Origin of the sequence: Ruegeria sp. HKCCD7559 (genome assembly GCF_013110575.1) — a bacterium.
GTDB lineage: Bacteria > Pseudomonadota > Alphaproteobacteria > Rhodobacterales > Rhodobacteraceae > Ruegeria.
Genome location: NZ_WVQU01000008.1, coordinates 47662 through 66706 on the forward strand (window position 1 = coordinate 47662; position 19045 = coordinate 66706).

Consider the following 19045-nt stretch of genomic DNA (forward strand, 5'->3'; position numbering starts at 1 on the left):
TTATCGTGAATATGGGTTTTCAAGAGCGGGCAAAACGGTGCCGACACATTCACCGAAGCCGATCGTGTAGCCGTCGCCACGAGCTGCGCCGGTAAGGGTCAACGTGTCGCCATCCTCGATGAAGCTGCGGGTTTCACCGCTGTCCAATGTCAGAGGTTCCTTGCCGCCCCAGCTAAGCTCCAGCAACGAGCCACGTTCAGGTTTGGTTGGCCCGGAAATGGTTCCCGATCCCAGCAGGTCGCCCGTGTTCATCGGGCATCCTGATGTGGTGTGATGCGCCAATTGCTGCGCAGCGGAATAGTACATCTGGTTGTAATTGGTCCGGGCAATCGTCGAGGCGGGTTGCCCGGCAGGTGCCATGGTGACCGCCAGATCGACGTCATAGAGCATCGGGCCGCAATCCTTGAGGTGATCCAGAAGCTCGAACTCGCGGGGTGGCGTGTCACAGCGGAATGGCTCGAGCGCCGCCTTGGTCACGATCCACGGGCTGATCGAGGTTGCCGTGGCCTTTGCCTGAAACGGGCCCAGCGGCTGATATTCCCATGCCTGGATGTCGCGCGCGGACCAGTCATTCAGAAGCACGTAACCGAAGATATTGTCATCCGCTTCCTGCACGGTGATCGGACCATCCGAGGGTGTTCCGACAATCGCGCCCATCTCAAGCTCGATGTCAAAACGGCGACTGGGCAGGAAGGCGGGCAAGTCCTGATCGGGGGCTTTCAACTGACCCCAGGGGCGGCGAATATCCGTGCCTGATACCACGACCGAAGATGCGCGGCCGTTGTAACCAATGGGAATGTGCAGCCAGTTCGGTGGCAGGGCGTTTTCCGGCCCCCGGAACATGGTGCCCACGTTGAAGGCATGGTTTCGGCCTGCGTAGAAATCGGTGTATTCGCTGACCGCAAAGGGCAGATGCATTTCCGCATCTTCTTGTTTGACAAGCAGCGGTTCGACCTTGGCTTGTTCATCTGAACCCTCGGCCAGCAGGCTGATCAGCCGCTCACGCAGGGCCGCCCAGACGGCTGGGCCTTCCTCCATGAGAGGGTTCCAGAACGGCATGTCGAACAGCGGCTCATCGCTCAGGGTGATCAACCCCTCGGCTTCGGCGGCGGTGACGTCGAGGATCATGTCACCGATGGCCACACCACAGCGGGGATCATCACCTTCGGTCGAGAAGACACCATAAGGCAAATTGTTCAGTGGGAACGGATGTGTCGCGTCATTGGCCGACGCCACCCACGAAGTCATCAAAGGCATATCTTGCCCCTATTTTGTTGTGTTCTAAGAGGTTCGAGAAGATTTTAGCTTTGGAACGGCGGTAGCAAAAGCACGAAGCCGCCGCGGTTGTGGCATGTCATATGCACGAGGCGTCACTGCACACCGGTTGCCGAGGCACGTTGGCTCGGAAACCGGTTCAACTCCGGCATGTTCAGCGCGGGCAGGACGACGGCAATGAAACTGAACCGATGGGTGGCTCATTTCTTACCCGGCGTTCCGTCGAACTTCTTCTCAAGCGATGTCCAGCAGTCGATATAGTCATCCTGCAACGGCGCTTCGGTGGCGGCAAACGAGGTCAGGTGCTGCGGGAAGCGGGTTTCGAACATGAACGACATTGTCTGGTCCAGCTTGTCCGGCCCCAGGTTTGAGTATGACGCCTTGTCGAAGGCCTCCCTGTCGGGGCCGTGTGGGATCATCATGTTGTGTAGGCTTGTGCCGCCGGGAACAAAGCCCTGCGGTTTCGCGTCGTACTGGCCGTAGATGTTGCCCATCAGCTCGGACATGATGTTCTTGTGGTACCACGGCGGGCGGAACGTGTCTTCCATCACCATCCAGCGTTCACGGAACAGGACAAAGTCGATATTGGCCGTACCGGGCTGGCCGGACGGAGCCGTCAGAACTGTAAAGATCGACGGGTCGGGGTGGTCAAACAGGATCGCGCCGACGGGGCAATAGTTGCGCAGGTCGTATTTGTAGGGCGCATAGTTGCCGTGCCATGCCACGACATCCAGCGGGCTGTGGCCGATCTTGGTTGTGTGGAATTGCCCGCACCATTTGATTGTCACGGTAGAAGGGGTTTCACGATCCTCATAAGCGGCCACCGGCGCCTTGAAGTCGCGCGGGTTGGCCATGCAGTTGGCACCGATTGGTCCGCGACCCGGCAGTTCAAACTTCTGACCGTAATTCTCGCAGACAAAGCCGCGCGCAGGGCCTTCCAGAACCTCGACCCGGTACAGCAAACCGCGTGGAATGATAGCGATCTCCTTGGGTTCCAGGTCGATGATTCCCAATTCCGTCGCAAATCGCAGGCGTCCTTCCTGTGGCACAACCAGCAATTCGGAATCAGCCGAAAAGAAATAGTCATCCACCATGGATTCCGTGACCAGATAGATGTGGCTTGCCATGCCGACCTGCGTGTTCACGTCACCTGCGGTCGTCATGGTCCGCATACCCGTCATCCAGTTCAGACCTTCATCGGAATGCGGGATAGGATCCCAGCGGTATTGTCCAAGGCTGATCACATCCGGATCAATGCAGGGGGCCGATTTCCAGTAGGGAAGATCGATTTTTTCATAACGGTGTGAGTGCTTTACCGATGGGCGAATTCGATAGCACCAGGTGCGCTCGGGCGGGTTGGCGGTAAAGGCGGTGCCGCTCAGCTGCTCTCCGTAAAGACCATAGTTGCACCGTTGCGGGCTGTTCATGCCTTGCGGCAGGGCCTCGGGCAGGGCCTCGGTTTCAAAGTCATTTCCAAAGCCAGGCATATAGCCTGCATGAGTTCCGACAGGCGTCGCAGCCTGTGTCAGCGTATGCGGATCAGTCGGACGATTCATTGCGTTTTCCTCCGTTTGCTGCTTGTCGGGTAATAGTTGATTTTGTAACTAACAAGCATGACACACGATGAATCCGAAAAAAATGATGACTTTTATCTGCAAAATTTTCTGCCCTTCCTGCTGAATCAGGCGGCCGAACGGGCTTCGCTAGAGTTTCAGGCAGTTTACAAGGGCCGCTATGGGATGCTCAGAACCGAATGGCGGGTATTGTTCCATCTGGGTTTGTTTGGCGAGATGACCGCCAAAGAAATCGGCGAGCGCGCCAGAATGCACAAAACCAAAATCAGCCGTGCTGTCGCCAAGCTGGAACAGCGTCGATACCTGAAACGCACACGGGACGAAGCGGATCGGCGGGCGGAATGGTTGACACTAACACCAGCAGGGCAAGCTGTGTATCGTGACCTGCGCGGCGTTGCTGCCAATTACGATGCGAAACTGTCAGGCCTGTTCAAACCGGAAGAGGCCGCGTTATTGCGACAAATGCTGCAAAGGTTGGCTGGTTTGGACTGACCTATGGCAATTGACGCGGCCTGCCCCCAAATGGGGATCATACTTGATACGGACAACAAAATGACATTGCCAGATTCCGCTTCAGTTTTCTCACATTCCCTGATCGAATGGCTGGTCAGCAAGGGGCTGGAGGGCGCCGGGCAAGAAGAGCTGTTGGAAGGGTTTTGTGCCCGATTGGTGGAAATGGGTATTCCTTTGATGCGCTTTCATGCGGCGCAGTCGACTCTGCATCCGGTTTACGGAGGTACCGGTTACAGCTGGTACAACGGCGCGGGCGGTGAATCCGAGAAATTTGAGTTCACGGAAACGCCCAGCGAAGTTTGGCAGCAAAGCCCACTCTATACGCTGCTGAACGGTGATCTGGATGAAATCCGGGTCAAACTGGTCGACCATAATGAACCCAGCCGCTTTCCCTTGTTGAATGATCTGCGTGAAATCGGAGCGACCGATTATTATGCCACCGGCCTGTCATATGAAGGGGCCAGACAACTGCGCCCCGACGGTACGAAAAAGGTCAGCGATGGTGTTCTGATGTCCTGGACCAGCGACGCACCGAACGGATTCGAAGACAGCGATCTGAACCAAATACAAACTGTACTGCCGCATCTGGGGCTGGCGCTCAAATCCGCCAAGAACCAGGAACTGGCCAAGGATTTGATGCGGGTTTATCTGGGGCGGGATGCCGGTCGCCGGGTTCTGTCGGGTGAAATTCGGCGTGGGTCTTTGCAGCAAATCGACGCTGTGATCTGGAATTTCGACCTCGAAGGCTTCACCACGCTGTCCGAAGACCTGCCGGGGCATGAGATCATCGACATGCTGAACGACTATCTGGCCGTCGCCGTGGGTGTGGTGCATGACAAGGGCGGCAACATCCTGAAATTCATGGGTGACGGCCTGATGGCAATGTTCGATGTCGGAGAGATCGACGAAGACGCCCGTGCCGCGCTTGAGGCCGTGCCCTTATTGCAGTCCCGCATGGATGAACTGAACGCGAGGCGCCGCGCGCAGGGTCTGCCGGTGGCCAACTATACGCTGGCCTTGCATTCGGGCGAGATTCTCTATGGCAATATCGGGTCCGAGACCCGGCTGGACTTCACGGTGATCGGCCCGGCTGTCAACCAGGCCGCCCGCATTGCGGGAATGCACCGGTCTTTGGGTCAGAGGATCCTGATCTCGGATGATGTCGCCCGCGCTGCACAGCCCTGCGCGCAGGAGCTTGTCTCGGTCGGTCGCTACATGCTGCGCGGGGTGAATGAACCAAAAGAGCTGTTTACGGTGTACAGCCCCGGCGGGCCATCGGAAACCAATTGAAACTGCGGCTATTCCTTCCAGCGGTGCCGAAGCTGAAAGACGTGATGGAACGCCTTTAACCCGCCGGGATTGATCGGATAATCGCGTATGTTGTGGATTTGAGCCAGTATCTGGTTCGAACCCAGATCCACCGATGCTGCACCGGGGACAAGCGACAGAACCTCACATAATTCTGATATCTGCCGGAAAAGGTGACCCAAGCCGGTTTTGGGTTTTGCCAGCTTTATTCCTGCTGCCATGAATCCATGCCGACTTGGGTCTTGCCAGTTTCAATCCATGTAGAACTCAGCCTCCGTTTGAGTTCGCCAGCGGCGGTTGAGCAAAGTCATTGGCTGGCGCTGTCAGGTCCGCGGCTCCGGTTCCGGGCATCAACTCGAACCCAAGATCAAACTGGTCCAGAGTCGAAGCCAATTGCGACACAACATCGGTGTTGCCCTCGGATTGAGCGGTTCCGTCCGCCAGCATATCGACAAGCTTGCTCTCTCCGGTCATGACTTTCTCCAGATCCGCTCTGTTCAAGACGATCGACAGGTCTGCGTCGGGTGCCTTTCGATCAACGATGTGGGTCAGCGTGGCGTTGCTCATCTCGACGACGATGTTTTCATCCCGGTCCGGAATCGACAGGTTGATCGTGAATTCCATACCCGCCGCCTTTTCGCTGTTGACGCGGATGGCTATGAAATCAAGCCACATTGAGGTTTCCATCGCCCGGATCGTGTCAGGGCCGGTGGTTTCGATAGTTGCACCTTGCGGGATGCCGTTGCGCAATTCGTAAGCGGCACCAAGGAACGAGTTGCGAACCGAAGGGCTTTCTTTTTGATAGCCGATCTGCTCGAACGCATCAGCCAGCAGGTCCTTGGCTTGCTGATTTTCCGGTTCGGCATAGACCAGTTTGTTCAGGATCTCGGTTGCGTGCAAGTATTGCCCTGCGTCAATCAAGTCCTGCCCCTTGGACAGGATCGGATCGGCACCGCCCATCATCTCGACATACAGTGGTGCGCTGTCCTGGGGCGACAGAGGTGTCAAGGTGGTCGGGTTCGCATCCCAATACCCAAGATACCGGTTGATCACTGCCCGGCTGTTATGTTCGACCGAGCCGTGATAGCTGCGCGCAGCCCATTGCTGCCGAAGACTTTCGGGGACCTCATAGACATTATGGACCTCATTGATGGTCACACCCTTGTTAGCCAGATTCAACACTCCGTTGTTGAGGTTGGCGTAGGTGTCGCGCTGTGCACGCATGACCTCTTGAATGCGATCATTGCCGAAACGCGGCCAGGAATGCGAAGCGAACATCAACTCAGCTTCCTGCCCGAACTCATAAAGCGCGTCATTGATATGCTTCGACCAGCTGAGCGCATCGCGGACCAGCGCGCCGCGCAGGGTATAGATGTTGTGGATCGTGCCGGTGATGTTTTCCGCAGCCCAGAACGCCTTGAGGTCGGGGAAATAGGTGTTCATCTCGGCAGGGGCTTCGGTGCCAGGCGTATTCTGGAAGATCATGCGCACACCGTCGATGGTGATCTCTTCATAATCGTCCGAGACATAGCGGGTCGGCTCGATCAAGCCGGTGGTTCCGGCCGAGATGTTCTTGCCGATCGACTGATCCACATGACCATGCGGATCGCGCGGCAGCAAAACACCGTATTGGAAGAACAGACGGCGGTTCATCACGTTTCCTGCATAGACGTTCTCGGACACTGCATGTTCCATGAACCCTTCGGGTGCGATGACCTCGACCCCATTGGCCACATCTTCATCGGTGATGACACCACGGACACCGCCGTAATGGTCGGCATGTGAGTGCGAATAGACAACCGCCTTGACCGGCAACTCGCCTACCGTGTCATTCAACAGTTTCAACGCCGCCGCCGCCGTTTCCTTCGATGCCAGTGGATCGAAGATGATCCAGCCGGTCTCGCCGCGGATGAACGAGATGTTCGACAGATCGAAGCCGCGCACCTGATAGATCTTGCCTTCCAGAATCTCGTAAAGACCATAGTTCATGTTCAGGATCGCCTGACGTTGCAGCGATGGATGGATCGAGTCGAAATCCTGCCCTTCTTCCAACAGGAAGTCATAGCTGCCGATGTCCCACGCGACAGTGCCGTCTTCGGTCTTGATTTGGCGATAATCCGGAACGGCGATCAGACCTTTGCGGCTTTCTTCAAAATCGCGCTGATCGTCAAATGGTAGAGAGTCGCGCATCTGCTCCTGAAATTCGACCGTGAATTTCGATGGCATCTTGCCCTTGGGGTCAAAGTGATCCTGCGCGACCGCGGCACCAGCCGTCAAAATCGAAAGCGCGGTAGAGAAAAAAAGTGTATGTCGGCGTGCCATGTTCAAACGGTTCCTGTCGAGTTGAATGCAAATAACGAAAGCGACAAGGAAGCAGCAATAAAATCACACCACTAGGGAAAATCAGACCGTCCGCACGGGACGGTAGCTGTTTTGAACACAAATGCCACTTCCTTGAGGCTCCGGCGCCTGCCTGCGTGGCAAACTGCACGTTCCTGCTAACCTGAGAAAAAGATCAGTGAAGTGCGAACATGTTGCCACCCGAGTTCAATCCCATGTATGAACGTTCCCGTAGCTCTCTGAGTGCTTAATTTATAGGAACTTTTTACGGGACCGGGATTCTTCAGTTGGGCTTATCGGAAAATGACATTCGGGCGCAGTTGCACCGCCTTTTGAAGCATCAAGATTTCACCGCCACACCCCAGCGCCGCGCTTTTCTGTCTTATATCGTGGATGAGTATCTGGCCGGGCGCGCGGACCAAATCAAAGGCGTGTCCATCGCCATGTCCGTTTTCGGCCGGGATGAAACCTTCGATCAGCAAATTGATCCGATTGTCAGGCTTGAAGCGAGGCGACTGCGTCAAGATATAGACGGCTACTATGCTGGGCCCGGCCGATCAGATCCCATTCGATTGACCATTCCCAAGGGCGGCTATGCCCCAAGGTTTGAAAGCGTTGCCCCCCCGGCGGAACCAGTACCGGCACAGCCTGCGCCCCCTCATGTTTCCGGCTTCGGCCCCCGGCGATTTTTCAGGGCTGGATTGGCTGTTTTCGGGGCTTTGGTACTTTGCGCCTTGATCTGGGTTTCTTTTTTTGCGTCGCCCACAAAAACGGCTCAGCTCTCGGTTCAGCCGTTGCCGCAGGGTCCTGTGGTTGCGGTACTGCCATTCGACACTCTGGGTGAGGGGCCAAGCTATTTCGCCGATGGCATTACACAGCAACTGACCAGCGAGCTGGTCCGGTTTCGTGATATTTGGGTTCTCCCTTTGGGCAGCGTGCGGAGGTTTTCGCAAGGGGGCACGGATTCACAAGCTTTGCGCGCAGAGTTCGACGCGGATTTCGCGCTGGAAGGCAGTGTCATGGACATGGGCGACACGGTAGAATTGTCTGCCCGTCTCATAGACCTCAAGAGCCAGCGCTACATCTGGGTTCACGAATACAAGGTTGGCAGCTCACCCAGTGACATCTATGCCGCGCAAGACATGGTCATACAGGATGTGATCGGAAAACTTGCGGGTAAATACGGTGTTCTTACGCAAGACGCGATGAAGAAGGCGGCGCGCACCCCGCCCGGAAACCGTGATGCCCTTGACTGCGTGTTGAGTTACTACAGCTATCAGGTCACAATCGATCTTGATCGGCACCACGCAATCAAGGCCTGTATCCTGAGAGCGCTTGAACAAAACCCCGACTTTGCCGAAGCGTGGGCAGTACTGTCCAACCTGTATCTTCAACAAGTCCGGTTTAGTCTTGGCGGAGACCGCCAAGATCTTTTTGCCGCCGCGGATGCGGCTGCGCGTCGGGCGGTGGAGATTGATCCAAATTTGGCTGCCGGGCATTTGATGCTGGCCAACATGCGCTTTGTTCTTGGCGATATTCAGGGGTTTCGCCAGGCGGGTCAGGTCGCAATTGATCTGAGCCCGAATGACACGGCTGTTCTGGCGCATTACGGAATGAGATTGGCCTTCAGTGGCGAATGGGACGAAGGGCTGACCTTCGTGGAACGGGCCATCGCCCTGAACCCGGTCCATCCGCACTGGTATCGTTTCCCGCGTGTCATTTATGAGTTCGATCAGGGAAACCACCAGCAGGCCCTGACAATTCTGGATCAAATCGACATGCCGAACTTCTTTTGGACGCATCTGTGGGGGGCTGCCTTGAATGGTGAGTTGGGGAATCAAGAAGCGGCCCAGGCGTCATTGAATGAACTGCGGGCGCTACAGCCAAATTTCGCATCAAAGGCGCGGGACATTTTTTCAATCTGGCAATTCGATGACTCGTTTCAGAGGAAACTGATGAACAGTCTTCGTAAAGCCGGCCTGCAAGCCGAAGCTTGACGACATCTGACCGAAGGAAATCTTCGAAGCCGGGAATTCTGAATGCCGTCGCCCCCGAGCCGTGCCGAGGTGTCGGCGGCGGGCTCGACCGTCACGTCGCCGAAGATCAGCCGCAGCTGACCGCCCGGCTTTCACCGCATCCGGCCACCGACGAAGCCCGCTCTCGGAGATCCCTTCGCCATGCGATCCGGGAAATGCAGTCTGAGCATCCAACGCAAAACGTACTCTCCGTCATGAGATAGACATCGCCTCGCGGGCCGGCCGGGGCGAGCGGTGTGACGCTCAGCCGCCGCGCAGCTCACTTTGTCGGCATGGCGGTCGCCGGGACAGCTGATCAGAAATCAATCTCTACACCCGGCAGGTTCAGCTCTTTCATCATGTCACGCAATTCCTGCCGGGCGGCGATGTTCGAGATGTTCAGCTGTTTGACGCCTATGTCCTTCAGGTCCAACAGGGTCAGGCCGCGCGGGAACAGTTCGCGAAAGATAACCCTCTCGGAAAAGCCCGAGGCGACGCGGAAGCCGATGCGCTGGGACAGCATTTCGATCGCGCGTTGCATCTTTTCCTTGTTGACCATGCGCTGCGTACCGACCCGGTTGCGGACAACGACCCAGTCGATCGGCTTCAGCCCCGCCTGTGCCCGCAGTTGACGAGCGTTCCAGACCATTTCGGAATAGACGGACGGGCCAAGGATTTTTTCGCCCTTCGAGTCGATCCGCGCCAAAAGGTCGAAGTCAATGAAGCTGTCGTTCAACGGGGTGATCAGGGTGTCGGCCAGCGAATGCGCCACCTGACTCAGACGGGTGTGAGACCCCGGGCAGTCGATCAGAATAAAGTCGCTGTCGCTTTCCAGCTGGGATACGGCAGCAGACAGGCGATGGTCATAGATGTTCTCGCCCGGTTTCAACGTTGCGGCATCGATCTCGGGCAGGTCGTGATGGCGCGGGCTGGGAAGGGTCAGGTCCGAGCTCTTGAGGAAGTTGTTGCGGTTCTCGAAGTATCGTCCCAGACTGCGCTGACGCAGATCCAGATCCAACGTGCTGACCTTGTGCCCCAATCGGGCCAGCGCGGTCGCCACATGCATCGACACGGTCGATTTGCCTGCGCCACCCTTTTCGTTCCCGACCACAATGATATGTGCCATGCTTGTATTCCCAAGTCCCGCCGTGCTTCACTACACGTTGTTGTCAGCCACTATATGTTGTGTCGGCGGCGAAGGAAAGAACCTCAAGCGGCGCTTTCGGGCAATATCAGACTCCAATCGGGAAAACCCAACGCCGTGCACGGGTTACACAGGGCGCTTGCCATTGTAATGGCACTGATTCACTGTCGACAAACGGTTTCGGCAAGGAGTTTTTTGCTTGGAGCACCTGTTCCTGAATGTTTTGAACGTGGTTCTGCCTGTCCTGATCTGTGCTGGTATTGGCTATGTTCTTGCCGTGATTCAGGCGCCTTTCGACAACAAGGTCATTGGCGGGATCGTCTCAAAAGTCGGCTATCCGACATTGATCATTTCTCATCTGTCGAGCACCAAACTGGCCGTGGGCACGTTTCTTGACATGATGACCGCCGCTGCCCTTGCGGTGGCCGGTTTCGGGGTGTTGGGGTATGTCGGGCTCAAGGCTCTTCGCTTGCCGGTGAGGGCCTTTCTGACGCCGTTGATGCACGGGAATGTCGGCAACATCGGCCTGCCAATCACTTTGCTGGCGCTGGGCGATGCAGGTATGGCCTATACCATGGCGTTCGTGGTGGTTGTGCTGATCAGCATCTTCACCGTCGGCATGTGGATCCCGGCCGGAGAATTCTCGCCCAAGAAACTGGCGACGTCCCCGATTATATATGCCGTGGGCCTCGCCCTGATCCTGATGGCAACGGGGCAGAGCCTGCCGCAACCGGTCGCAAAGTCCTTTGACATCTTGGGTGGATTGTCCATCCCGCTCATGCTGCTGACCCTGGGGCATACGCTCGCGACGCTGCGTGTGAAAAGCCTGGGTCGCGCGGTTCTGCTAACGGCCCTGCATCTGGCGATGGCGGTTGCAATTGCCAGTGTTCTGATCTGGTTGTTTGGTTTCACGGGAACCGAGCGGGGTGCGCTGATCCTGTGTTGCCTGATGCCTTCTTCCGTGGCGACTTATCTGTTTATCGACCAGCATGTTCCGGAATACGGGCCGGATGTGGCGGGGTTCATTCTTGTCTCGACGCTCGGTACTGTGCTGGTGCTGCCCGTTGCGCTGTCTTACTGGATCTGACGCAACTCTATGCGCAGGGCCAGAAATCGTTAAACTGATGATGATTGTATTTAACATTCTTGGTCAGTGGGTGTTTTATGGCCGATGAGAGCTCGGCAAGTGTATCTCCGCAGTCCCGCGCCCGCGTGGTGCTGGCCATGACGGCCATCTGCATGATGGTCGTGGGGTTCAACACCACCGCTGTGTCCACCATATTGCCCAATCTCAGGGCCGAGTTCGATTTGACCCCGTCAGGTTTGCAATGGGTGATGGCCACGTATTCCGTGACCAGCGCCACACTTGTCTGCATCGTCAGCCGGCTGGGTGACATTACCGGCAAGATGGGCGTGTTCTTTTTTGGCATGATCGTCTTTGCAATCGGGTCTGCCTTTGCCCTGTTGGCGCAGGATGGGGCGATGCTGCTTATCGGGCGCGGCGCGCAAGGCGCGGGCGCGGCTGCTTTGTTCGGCACGTCCCTGTCACTGTTGACGGCGGCCACGCCTGAAGAGCAGCGCGCCAGCGTTACCGGCGTCTGGGGGGCGATTGTCGGTCTGGCGATCGGTGTCGGGCCCATCGTCGGTGGCGCTTTCGGCCACTATGTCAGCTGGCGCGCCGTCTTTGCAGCCGACCTGGTTCTGCTGGCTGTGGCCTTTGCCATCGGGCTGCATGTCAGCAAACGGAAATACGTTCCCGATACCCGCCTTGCCGGGGCAAAGTTCGATTATGCGGGGGCCGTTGCCATTCTGTTTTTCCTCGGGCCATTGTCCTTTGCGCTCAGCAACGGGGAAAGCGGCGGGTGGACTTCGCCTTTGACACTGGTGCCCCTGGTCGTGGCGGCCGTGTCGACAATTGCCCTTGTCATCGTATCCCGCCGCAGCGACGATCCTTTGATCGAGCTTCGGTACTTTCGCCATCCGCGTTATCTGATGGCTGCGGCGGGGATGTTCTTTACTGGCTTCACGCTGTTCTGCTTCTTCGTCTATTTCAATACATTCGTCCAATCGCCCGATGCCTTTGGGTATTCGTCCATCGGTGCGGGGCTGGCGATCATGCCGCTCAGCCTCAGCATGTTTTTGATATCGGCCACCGCACCCCGCTTTCTTGCCCCCTACAGCTTTCAATGGCCGATCGCCATTGGCCTGGGGGCGATGGCCTGCGGGTTCCTGCTGCTGATGGCAACAACGAACACAACGCAGTTTTCCGAAATCTGGTGGAAGCTGCTGATCGTCGGTGTCGGGTTGGGCATCTGCTTTTCGCTGTTGCCACGTCTGGGTCTGCGCCTGCTGCCCGAGCAGCATGTGGGGCAGGGTTCTGGGGTCATCAACGCCTGTCTCTACTTCGGAGCAACCCTTGGTGCCGTGGTGGGCGGTCTGGCTGAAGCGATTACCAGACGCCGAGGTCTGTCCGAGGTGATCGACGCGTTGCCTGCCGGGTCAACCCAGCGCGAGAATCTGGCCCATGCGCTGACACACGGAACGCCGAACCAGATACAGCAATTGATATCGGGGATGGATCCGACTGCGGGAGACACATTGGCGAAGGCCCTGCGGGATGTGCAGGACAACGCCTTTGACAATGCCATGTTAGTTGCCGCGATTGCGGCACTGGCCGGAATGACACTGGCGCTGATGTTGTTGCGCGGGCCGGTTCCCCCTGTACACAGTGCGGCGGAATTGACCCGCAATCCGCGACAACCAAGCCCCTAACCGCCGAGGTAAACCCCTTTCTGCGGGCGAAAGAAGACCTTCTGATCGTGTAGCTTGCCCAGAAGTTCGTGAATGCGCCTCAACGTGTCTTCCCGGTCGGTCCTGCTGTCCTCTGGTTCATCCGAAGCAACATGTGACAACGAAGCGATCGAGTCGCGCAAAGCCGTTTCAATCAGATCCATATCATCGACTGAAAGCTCGATCATGTCATTGTACTGGGGCATGTCCGGATCTCCGTGGAAGCTGAGCGTTGGTCAACTGGAGTGTAGCATCCCTGGGCCTTTGCCAAAACGCATCTTGTTCGGTTAGTCCGGTTTCGCGTCCATAAGACACATGGAAGCTTCCAACAAAAAGGCCGCCCCCAAGGGACGGCCTTTCGAAATCGAAACCGGTCAGACTTAGAAACCCAGACCTTCGTATTTCTTTTTGAATTTCGACACGCGGCCGCCGGCGTCCATCAGGCGCGACGAACCACCAGTCCATGCAGGGTGCACGGAGGGGTCGATTTCCAGAGCCAGCTGGTCGCCTTCGGCGCCCCAGGTGGATTTCATCTGAACCACGGTGCCATCGGTCATTTTGACGTCGATGACGTGATAATCGGGATGGATGTCTTTTTTCATCTTTCCGTTCCTTACGCTTCGGCGCCAGCCTTGGGCTTGTAGTTGGTGACTTCTGCGATACGCGCGGATTTACCGCGGCGGGTGCGCAGATAGTACAGTTTGGCGCGACGAACGCGGCCACGGCGGACAACGGTGATGCTGTCGATGTTGGTCGAATACAGCGGGAACACACGCTCCACGCCTTCGCCAAACGAAATCTTGCGAACGGTGAACGACCCGGCAATGCCATTGCCGTTGTTGCGCGCGATGCAGACGCCTTCGTAGTTCTGCACACGGGTGCGCGACCCTTCGGTCACCTTATAGCCGACACGGATGGTGTCACCGGCTTTGAAGTCGGGGATGTCTTTCCCCAGGGCGGCAATCTGTTCCGCCTCAAGCTGTGCGATCAGGTCCATCGCAGGTTCTCCTATCTGCTCGTGGTTGGTCCACGAAGTTTGGGCACGGCCTGAGAGCTCTTGGTCTTCACCGGGTCCTGCACGCAGCCCGCCAGAGGTCAGATCGAATGTTCCTTTGGTCTGGTCTGATCTGACACATCCCCGCCGAAGAAAGCCGGGCTTCAAGCCACCAATCAAACCAAAACACCGGAGTCGCAGAATGCGGCACCGGATTGCGGTCGTTTAAGGGTATTGTGTGCCGGGATCAAGGACAAATCGTGTGGCAGGCAGTGGGAATCCGCCTTTCGAAAATCACACCGTTGCCACAGCGGTCAGATCAGGCATTCTGAAGAAAATTGAAAGAGCGGAAATTTCAGACAGGACCCAATGATGCGAATTGCACTTACGCTGACGATTGCAGCCGCTTTGCTTGTGTCGTGCGGACGCGGCGGCCCGAAACCGCAGGTCGTGGAGCCCACGCCGGGCGTGGACAGGACGGCACCGTCCGTAATCTATCCTGATTTTGGGGACGCCGATCCGCATGAGTGGGAAGGCCGTCACCCTGGCTTGTATCCGATCCACGGGCTTGACGTCTCGCGCTGGCAGGGACCGATAGACTGGCGTACGGCCAAAGCTTCGGGCGTAAGCTTTGCATTTCTGAAAGCAACCGAAGGCGGCGATGTGGCGGATCCATTGTTCGACGACCACAGGCGCGGTGCTCAGGCAGCGGGCGTGCCGTGGGGGGCTTATCATTACTATTATTTCTGCCGATCGGCCCAGGAACAGGCGCGTTGGTTCATTCAGAACGTCCCGAAAGGGGCAGATCTGCCGCATGTTCTTGACATGGAGTGGACGCCGCATTCCAAGACCTGCACGTTGCGGCCCGATGGCAGAACCGTCCGCGCCGAAGCGCAGCGCTTTCTGGACATTCTCGAACGGCATTATGGCCGGCGTCCCATCGTCTATACGACAGTGGATTTCTTTGCAGATACGGATATCGGGCGTTTGCCCAAAACCGAGTTCTGGTTGCGATCCGTCGCAGGCCATCCGCGTCAGGTCTATCCCCGCACAGTCTGGCGGTTTTGGCAATACACCGGCACCGGGCTGGTGCCGGGGGTTCAGGGCAGGGTGGACATCAACACGTTCAACGGCACCCCAGAAACTTGGGCCAGCTGGAAAGCGCGCCGCTAGTTTTTGGCTGTTCCGTAGGTTTCGATAGTGCCGCCCCCGACCAGGTGGTCCAGCCGCCGTTCGCGTTCATCACCAAAGGCGTTGCGCACCCAGAACGATTCACCCGCGGTCAGTTCGCGCCGCTCGAAACCGCGTGCGCGCAGGCAGCGATCAACCTGATCGATTTCGCCCTGTTGGCGCAGCTCGTCCTGAAATGGCGCGGTGACCGCAGGCCCGATGATGATGCCCCAAAGCAGGATATTGGTTGCATAACCGCCAATTACGGCGCTGTTGCCGCCCTCGTCAGCTTCCTGAGAGCAGGAATCAACGGCAACCTTCGCAGAGTGCAGATTGTGACCGGCTTGCGTCGGAACGGACATCCCAAGCGGTTTGGTGGTACAGGCGGAGACAACCAGTAACGTGCCAAGCAATAGCTTTTTCATAATGCCTTCTATTTCACTTCTTATTACCCAAAAACCAATGGGGCATGGAAGTGAATAAATTTAGGTGTGTTCAACTTCAAATGGCATTCTGACAAACATCGAAACTGAGGCATCCCGGCCACAACGAGCGGGTCTAGTCCTGGGTTTCCGATGTGGCTTTGACATATTCCGCCCAGATATCAGGACGCCGTTCGCGCGTGATGTCTTCTGCCATTTTATGCCGCCATTCCGCGATCCGGCCATGATGGCCCGACATCAGAACCTCGGGGATCGGGCGCCCTTTCCAATCTGCGGGGCGGGTATACTGGGGGTGTTCCAGCAAACCCGAGGCAAAACTTTCCTCTTCTGTCGAAGCCTGATTTCCAAGCACTCCGGGAATCAGCCGTACCGTGGCATCGATCAGGGCTTGTGCCGCGATTTCGCCGCCGGTCATGACGAAATCACCCAACGACACCTCTTGAACGCCGTAATGTTCCAAAACGCGCTCGTCCACGCCTTCAAAACGACCGCACAGAAGGGTCATGCCGTCACAACGGGCAAGATTCTGCATCATGCGCTGGTCCATGCGACGCCCGCGCGGGCTGAGGTAGATCAGCGGCCAGTTTCCTTGAATGCCTGCCATCGCATGTTCGATCGCGTCACCCAGAACATCGGCCCGCAGAACCATGCCCGCGCCACCCCCGGCCGGGGTGTCATCAACATTGCGATGTTTGCCTATTCCGAACTGTCGCAGATCCACTGTTTCCAGTTGCCAAAGCCCTTCCTGCAAGGCCTTACCTGTCAGGCTTTCGCCCAGAACACCGGGGAAGGCGGACGGGAACAAAGTGATGATCTTGGCTTTCCAGACCCCGTGCAGATCAGGGCTCGGCGTCATCAGCTCGCGTGGTTTCAGGGAAGGACGGATCGCCTTGCGGCCGTGGGATCTGCTGGGTTTCTCTGTCATGTCTGGCGGGCCAGTTCGTTCTGTGCGGATTGAATCAGAGCTTTCTTCTGGGTGATCATGGCGGCGTCGTCCAGCGAGGATCGGTTCAGCGCCAGGATTTCCTGTAGCACATCGTCTGAAAATGTTGGCGTGCCATGTGCAGGCCCGACAAGCTGTGACGAAAGCTCGGGTGGCAGGTTCAAAAATTCGGCCAACGGCGCACCTGCACCAAGGCGGTGGTTCTGCAACGCTTCCATCCACTCTGTTCTGACCGTAACGGATGGCAGCCGATTCCGGACCGCATCAGCAGTTTCCTTAAGGGATGGCAAATGGGCAAGTTCGGAGGAAAAGGCGTCCAAATCCTGCACCATGCGTGATTTCTGCAAGTCGTGTGCCCACAGGCTCCGCAGCCATTGATCGCGGGCGCGCAAGGATATGTAGATCGTGATGTCGGTTTCATGACCCAGAAACCGACGCCGCACGACGCTGACCAGAGTTTCCGCCAGTTCCGGTGCAGCACCGTATCCTTCTCGCTTGTTTCTGCTGGGGCGCAAGCCTGCGAAATTCTCTTCGCTCAGGATCAACCCCCGGCGTGCGCCGAAATCCAGATCGTCCAGAAACGCGTGCAGGTGGCTTCCAAAACCCGCCAATGTGGAATCCAGCCGGTAAAGCGAGTGACGCGTGGCGCTCTCGCTCAAGCCGCTGTTGCGCGTTTTGTAGGGCAGTACCAACGCGAAGCGCGGCCAGATCAGTTTCCGGTTTTCATGGAGGAAGGACTGTGCTGCGGTCATGCCTGTCTTGTGCAGGCCCAGATGCAGCAGGACCCGACGCATCAGATCAGGCCTTCGGGCGGGTCGGCCACGATACGGCCTTGTTCCAGATCCACCGTGGGTACAACTTGCATCGTGAAAGGCAGCAAAACCGTGGTTTTCAGGCCCGGCCCGTGCAATTCCAACAAGTCCGCGGCGCCGTGGTTCTGCACCGATTTGACCTTGCCCAGCAAGGTGCCTCCGGTGTCATAGACATCCAGCCCGATCAGATCGTTGTGGTAGAATTCATCATCGGGCAGCGACGGCAGCTGATCGCGCCTTGCATAAAGGCGCAACCCATTCAGGGCATCCGCCTGTTCCTTGGTTTCAACGCCACCAAGGCGGGCCGCGAATCCGTTCTTGATGGTGCGCGTCAGTACCACCGGATAACGCTCTTTGCCCGCTTCATCGGTCAGCGGCGAATAGGTCTCGATATCTTCGGGAACGGCGCAATAGCTTTTCAGCCTCACCTCGCCTCGCACACCGTAAGCCCCCGCAATGCTGCCGACGCAGATCAGATCACTCATTGCCTGCCCCAGTCGTCAAACATATCCCGTTTCTCCATTCGCCAAGCCCGTTGCAGGCTTCACGCTGGTTGTTGCGCTCGAAGAACACGCCCACAATAAAGGCGATCAACAGCAGAATGGGAAGTCGTATCAATCCGAACATGAGGCCCTACCTTGTTTCGATCGTCAGGCCCTGCGCCCGGGTTTCCCAGCCGACCTGTTCCAGTTCAGGTGTATCCGACATCTGTTCCGGCCGACCGACACAGAAATAGCCGATCAGGCGCCAGGTTTCAGGAGCATTCAGATCGCGCTTCATCTGGTCGGGATCCAGAATGGAAACCCAGCCCAGCCCCAGCCCTTCGACCCGAAGTGCAAGCCAGAACAAAGTGATCGCCGACACGACAGAGTAGCGCCGCATCTCGGGCATCGTGCCGGCGCCAAGTCCCAGCCCTTTTTCGGTGCTGTCGTCGCAGAAGACGGCCAGTTGCACAGGCGCTTCCTGCATCCCGGAAAGCTTCAGACTGCTGTATAGCTGCGCCTTGTCCCCCGAGTAGCCCGCCAAAGCGTGGTCATTGGCGGTGCGAAAATTCTTCAGCGCTGCGGCCTTTGCCGCTTCGCTTTCGACGCGGATCACGCGCCAGGGTTCGCTGAGCCCCACTGAAGGGGCCAGTCGAAATGCGTCGAGGCAGCGCGCCAGCACTGCCTCGTCAATCGCATCGGTGCGGAACCGGCGCACATCCCGCCGGAGCCGCAACAACAGGTCGAACTGCGTGCGAAAATCGTCTGTAAAGGAGTGATCCCGCACGCGTGCGCCTGCTTATTCTTCTGCTGTGGCTTCTTCTGCCGGAGCAGCAGCGGCTTCGGCTGCTTCAGCGGCCTTGGCGGCTTTCTCTTCGGCGCGCTCCTGGGCTTTCTTGCCCGGAGTTCCCTTGTTGGGGTTGTTGCGCTCGGCCTTGTCACGGGCACCGGCCGCTTCCAGCATGCGTGCGATACGGTCGGTGGGCTGTGCGCCCTGATCCAGCCAGTACTGGATGCGCTCCATGTTCATTTTCACGCGCTCTTCACTGTCTTTCGGCAGCAGCGGGTTGTAGGTGCCCAGTTTCTCGATGAAACGGCCATCGCGCGGCATACGGCTGTCAGCCGCAACGATGCGATAGAAAGGACGTTTTTTCGAGCCGCCGCGGGCGAGACGAATTTTCATTGCCATGGTGGTATCTCCTTTGAATGGCATCACGCCAGAGGCGTGTCTTTGTTTGAGCC

At 57.5% G+C, this 19045-nt stretch carries 20 protein-coding genes; 6 read left to right on the forward strand and 14 right to left on the reverse strand.

Features of this window, described 5'->3' with window-relative positions; all coding sequences use genetic code 11:
- Positions 1-1257, reverse strand: a complete 1257-nt coding sequence (fahA, locus tag GS605_RS17505) for a fumarylacetoacetase (RefSeq protein ID WP_171724817.1) — start codon at positions 1255-1257, stop codon at positions 1-3.
- 218 nt (positions 1258-1475) lie between these two features.
- Entirely contained in the window at positions 1476-2831 is a 1356-nt protein-coding gene (gene hmgA / locus GS605_RS17510) for a homogentisate 1,2-dioxygenase (protein WP_171232726.1), read from the reverse strand.
- Between the two features lie 57 nt (positions 2832-2888).
- Here hmgA and GS605_RS17515 point away from each other — a divergent pair, with 57 nt between their 5' ends.
- Together GS605_RS17515 and GS605_RS17520 are read left to right on the forward strand one after the other, a co-directional pair.
- On the forward strand, positions 2889-3341 hold the full coding sequence (locus GS605_RS17515) for a MarR family winged helix-turn-helix transcriptional regulator (protein ID WP_171120356.1): 453 nt from the start codon (positions 2889-2891) through the stop codon (positions 3339-3341).
- Positions 3342-3401: 60 nt separating this feature from the next.
- Positions 3402-4652 (forward strand): adenylate/guanylate cyclase domain-containing protein, encoded by a 1251-nt coding sequence (locus GS605_RS17520; RefSeq protein WP_171637654.1) that lies wholly within the window; start codon positions 3402-3404, stop codon positions 4650-4652.
- Positions 4653-4660: 8 nt separating this feature from the next.
- Here GS605_RS17520 and GS605_RS17525 read toward each other — a convergent pair whose 3' ends face one another.
- A complete protein-coding gene (locus GS605_RS17525) occupies positions 4661-4891 on the reverse strand; it encodes a hypothetical protein (protein ID WP_171637652.1) in 231 nt (76 codons plus the stop codon).
- A 46-nt stretch (positions 4892-4937) separates the two neighbouring features.
- Complete coding sequence (locus tag GS605_RS17530; protein WP_245218194.1) at positions 4938-6992, reverse strand: alkyl/aryl-sulfatase; 2055 nt, start codon at positions 6990-6992, stop codon at positions 4938-4940.
- Positions 6993-7342: 350 nt separating this feature from the next.
- Here GS605_RS17530 and GS605_RS17535 point away from each other — a divergent pair, with 350 nt between their 5' ends.
- Complete coding sequence (locus GS605_RS17535) at positions 7343-9007, forward strand: hypothetical protein (RefSeq protein WP_171724818.1); 1665 nt, start codon at positions 7343-7345, stop codon at positions 9005-9007.
- 334 nt (positions 9008-9341) lie between these two features.
- Here the strand turns inward: GS605_RS17535 and GS605_RS17540 are convergent, their stop codons facing one another.
- The gene (locus GS605_RS17540) at positions 9342-10151 is read right to left on the reverse strand and encodes a division plane positioning ATPase MipZ (protein ID WP_152457022.1); all 810 of its coding nucleotides are present in this window, start codon (positions 10149-10151) and stop codon (positions 9342-9344) included.
- 217 nt (positions 10152-10368) lie between these two features.
- On the opposite strand from GS605_RS17540, the gene GS605_RS17545 reads away from it, so the two are divergent.
- Positions 10369-11256 carry an AEC family transporter gene (locus tag GS605_RS17545; protein ID WP_171724819.1) on the forward strand — a complete coding sequence of 296 codons (888 nt, stop codon included), beginning with the start codon at positions 10369-10371 and terminating at the stop codon, positions 11254-11256.
- Positions 11257-11333: 77 nt separating this feature from the next.
- Positions 11334-12941, forward strand: coding sequence for an MFS transporter (locus GS605_RS17550; RefSeq protein ID WP_171724820.1), 1608 nt, complete (start codon positions 11334-11336; stop codon positions 12939-12941).
- On the opposite strand, the gene GS605_RS17555 is transcribed toward GS605_RS17550, so the two are convergent.
- The 3 genes from GS605_RS17555 to rplS all read right to left on the reverse strand — a co-directional run bounded on the left by GS605_RS17555 (position 12938) and on the right by rplS (position 13956).
- A complete protein-coding gene (locus tag GS605_RS17555; RefSeq protein ID WP_171637644.1) occupies positions 12938-13165 on the reverse strand; it encodes a hypothetical protein in 228 nt (75 codons plus the stop codon). The genes GS605_RS17550 and GS605_RS17555 overlap by 4 nt on opposite strands.
- Positions 13166-13339: 174 nt before the next feature.
- Entirely contained in the window at positions 13340-13561 is a 222-nt protein-coding gene (rpmE, locus tag GS605_RS17560; RefSeq protein WP_050605278.1) for a 50S ribosomal protein L31, read from the reverse strand.
- 11 nt (positions 13562-13572) lie between these two features.
- Complete coding sequence (rplS, locus tag GS605_RS17565) at positions 13573-13956, reverse strand: 50S ribosomal protein L19 (protein ID WP_152457026.1); 384 nt, start codon at positions 13954-13956, stop codon at positions 13573-13575.
- A 369-nt stretch (positions 13957-14325) separates the two neighbouring features.
- Between rplS and GS605_RS17570 the strand changes: the two genes are divergently transcribed.
- Positions 14326-15126, forward strand: a complete 801-nt coding sequence (locus tag GS605_RS17570) for a GH25 family lysozyme (protein ID WP_171724821.1) — start codon at positions 14326-14328, stop codon at positions 15124-15126.
- On the opposite strand, the gene GS605_RS17575 is transcribed toward GS605_RS17570, so the two are convergent.
- From GS605_RS17575 to rpsP, 6 genes are all read right to left on the reverse strand, one after another.
- Positions 15123-15548, reverse strand: a complete 426-nt coding sequence (locus tag GS605_RS17575; RefSeq protein WP_171637639.1) for a hypothetical protein — start codon at positions 15546-15548, stop codon at positions 15123-15125. The two genes, GS605_RS17570 and GS605_RS17575, sit on opposite strands and share 4 nt — an antisense overlap.
- Positions 15549-15681: 133 nt before the next feature.
- Positions 15682-16491 carry a tRNA (guanosine(37)-N1)-methyltransferase TrmD gene (gene trmD, locus GS605_RS17580; RefSeq protein WP_171724822.1) on the reverse strand — a complete coding sequence of 270 codons (810 nt, stop codon included), beginning with the start codon at positions 16489-16491 and terminating at the stop codon, positions 15682-15684.
- Positions 16488-17303, reverse strand: a complete 816-nt coding sequence (locus tag GS605_RS17585; protein ID WP_171724823.1) for a hypothetical protein — start codon at positions 17301-17303, stop codon at positions 16488-16490. The genes trmD and GS605_RS17585 overlap by 4 nt, the downstream gene beginning before the upstream one ends.
- On the reverse strand, positions 17303-17806 hold the full coding sequence (gene rimM / locus GS605_RS17590; RefSeq protein WP_171724824.1) for a ribosome maturation factor RimM: 504 nt from the start codon (positions 17804-17806) through the stop codon (positions 17303-17305). Before rimM ends, GS605_RS17585 begins: the two co-directional genes overlap by 1 nt.
- 148 nt (positions 17807-17954) lie before the next feature.
- Positions 17955-18590, reverse strand: a complete 636-nt coding sequence (gene bluB / locus GS605_RS17595) for a 5,6-dimethylbenzimidazole synthase (protein ID WP_171724825.1) — start codon at positions 18588-18590, stop codon at positions 17955-17957.
- 12 nt (positions 18591-18602) lie between these two features.
- A complete protein-coding gene (gene rpsP, locus GS605_RS17600) occupies positions 18603-18992 on the reverse strand; it encodes a 30S ribosomal protein S16 (RefSeq protein WP_171724826.1) in 390 nt (129 codons plus the stop codon).
- Between the last annotated feature and the right edge of the window lie 53 nt (positions 18993-19045).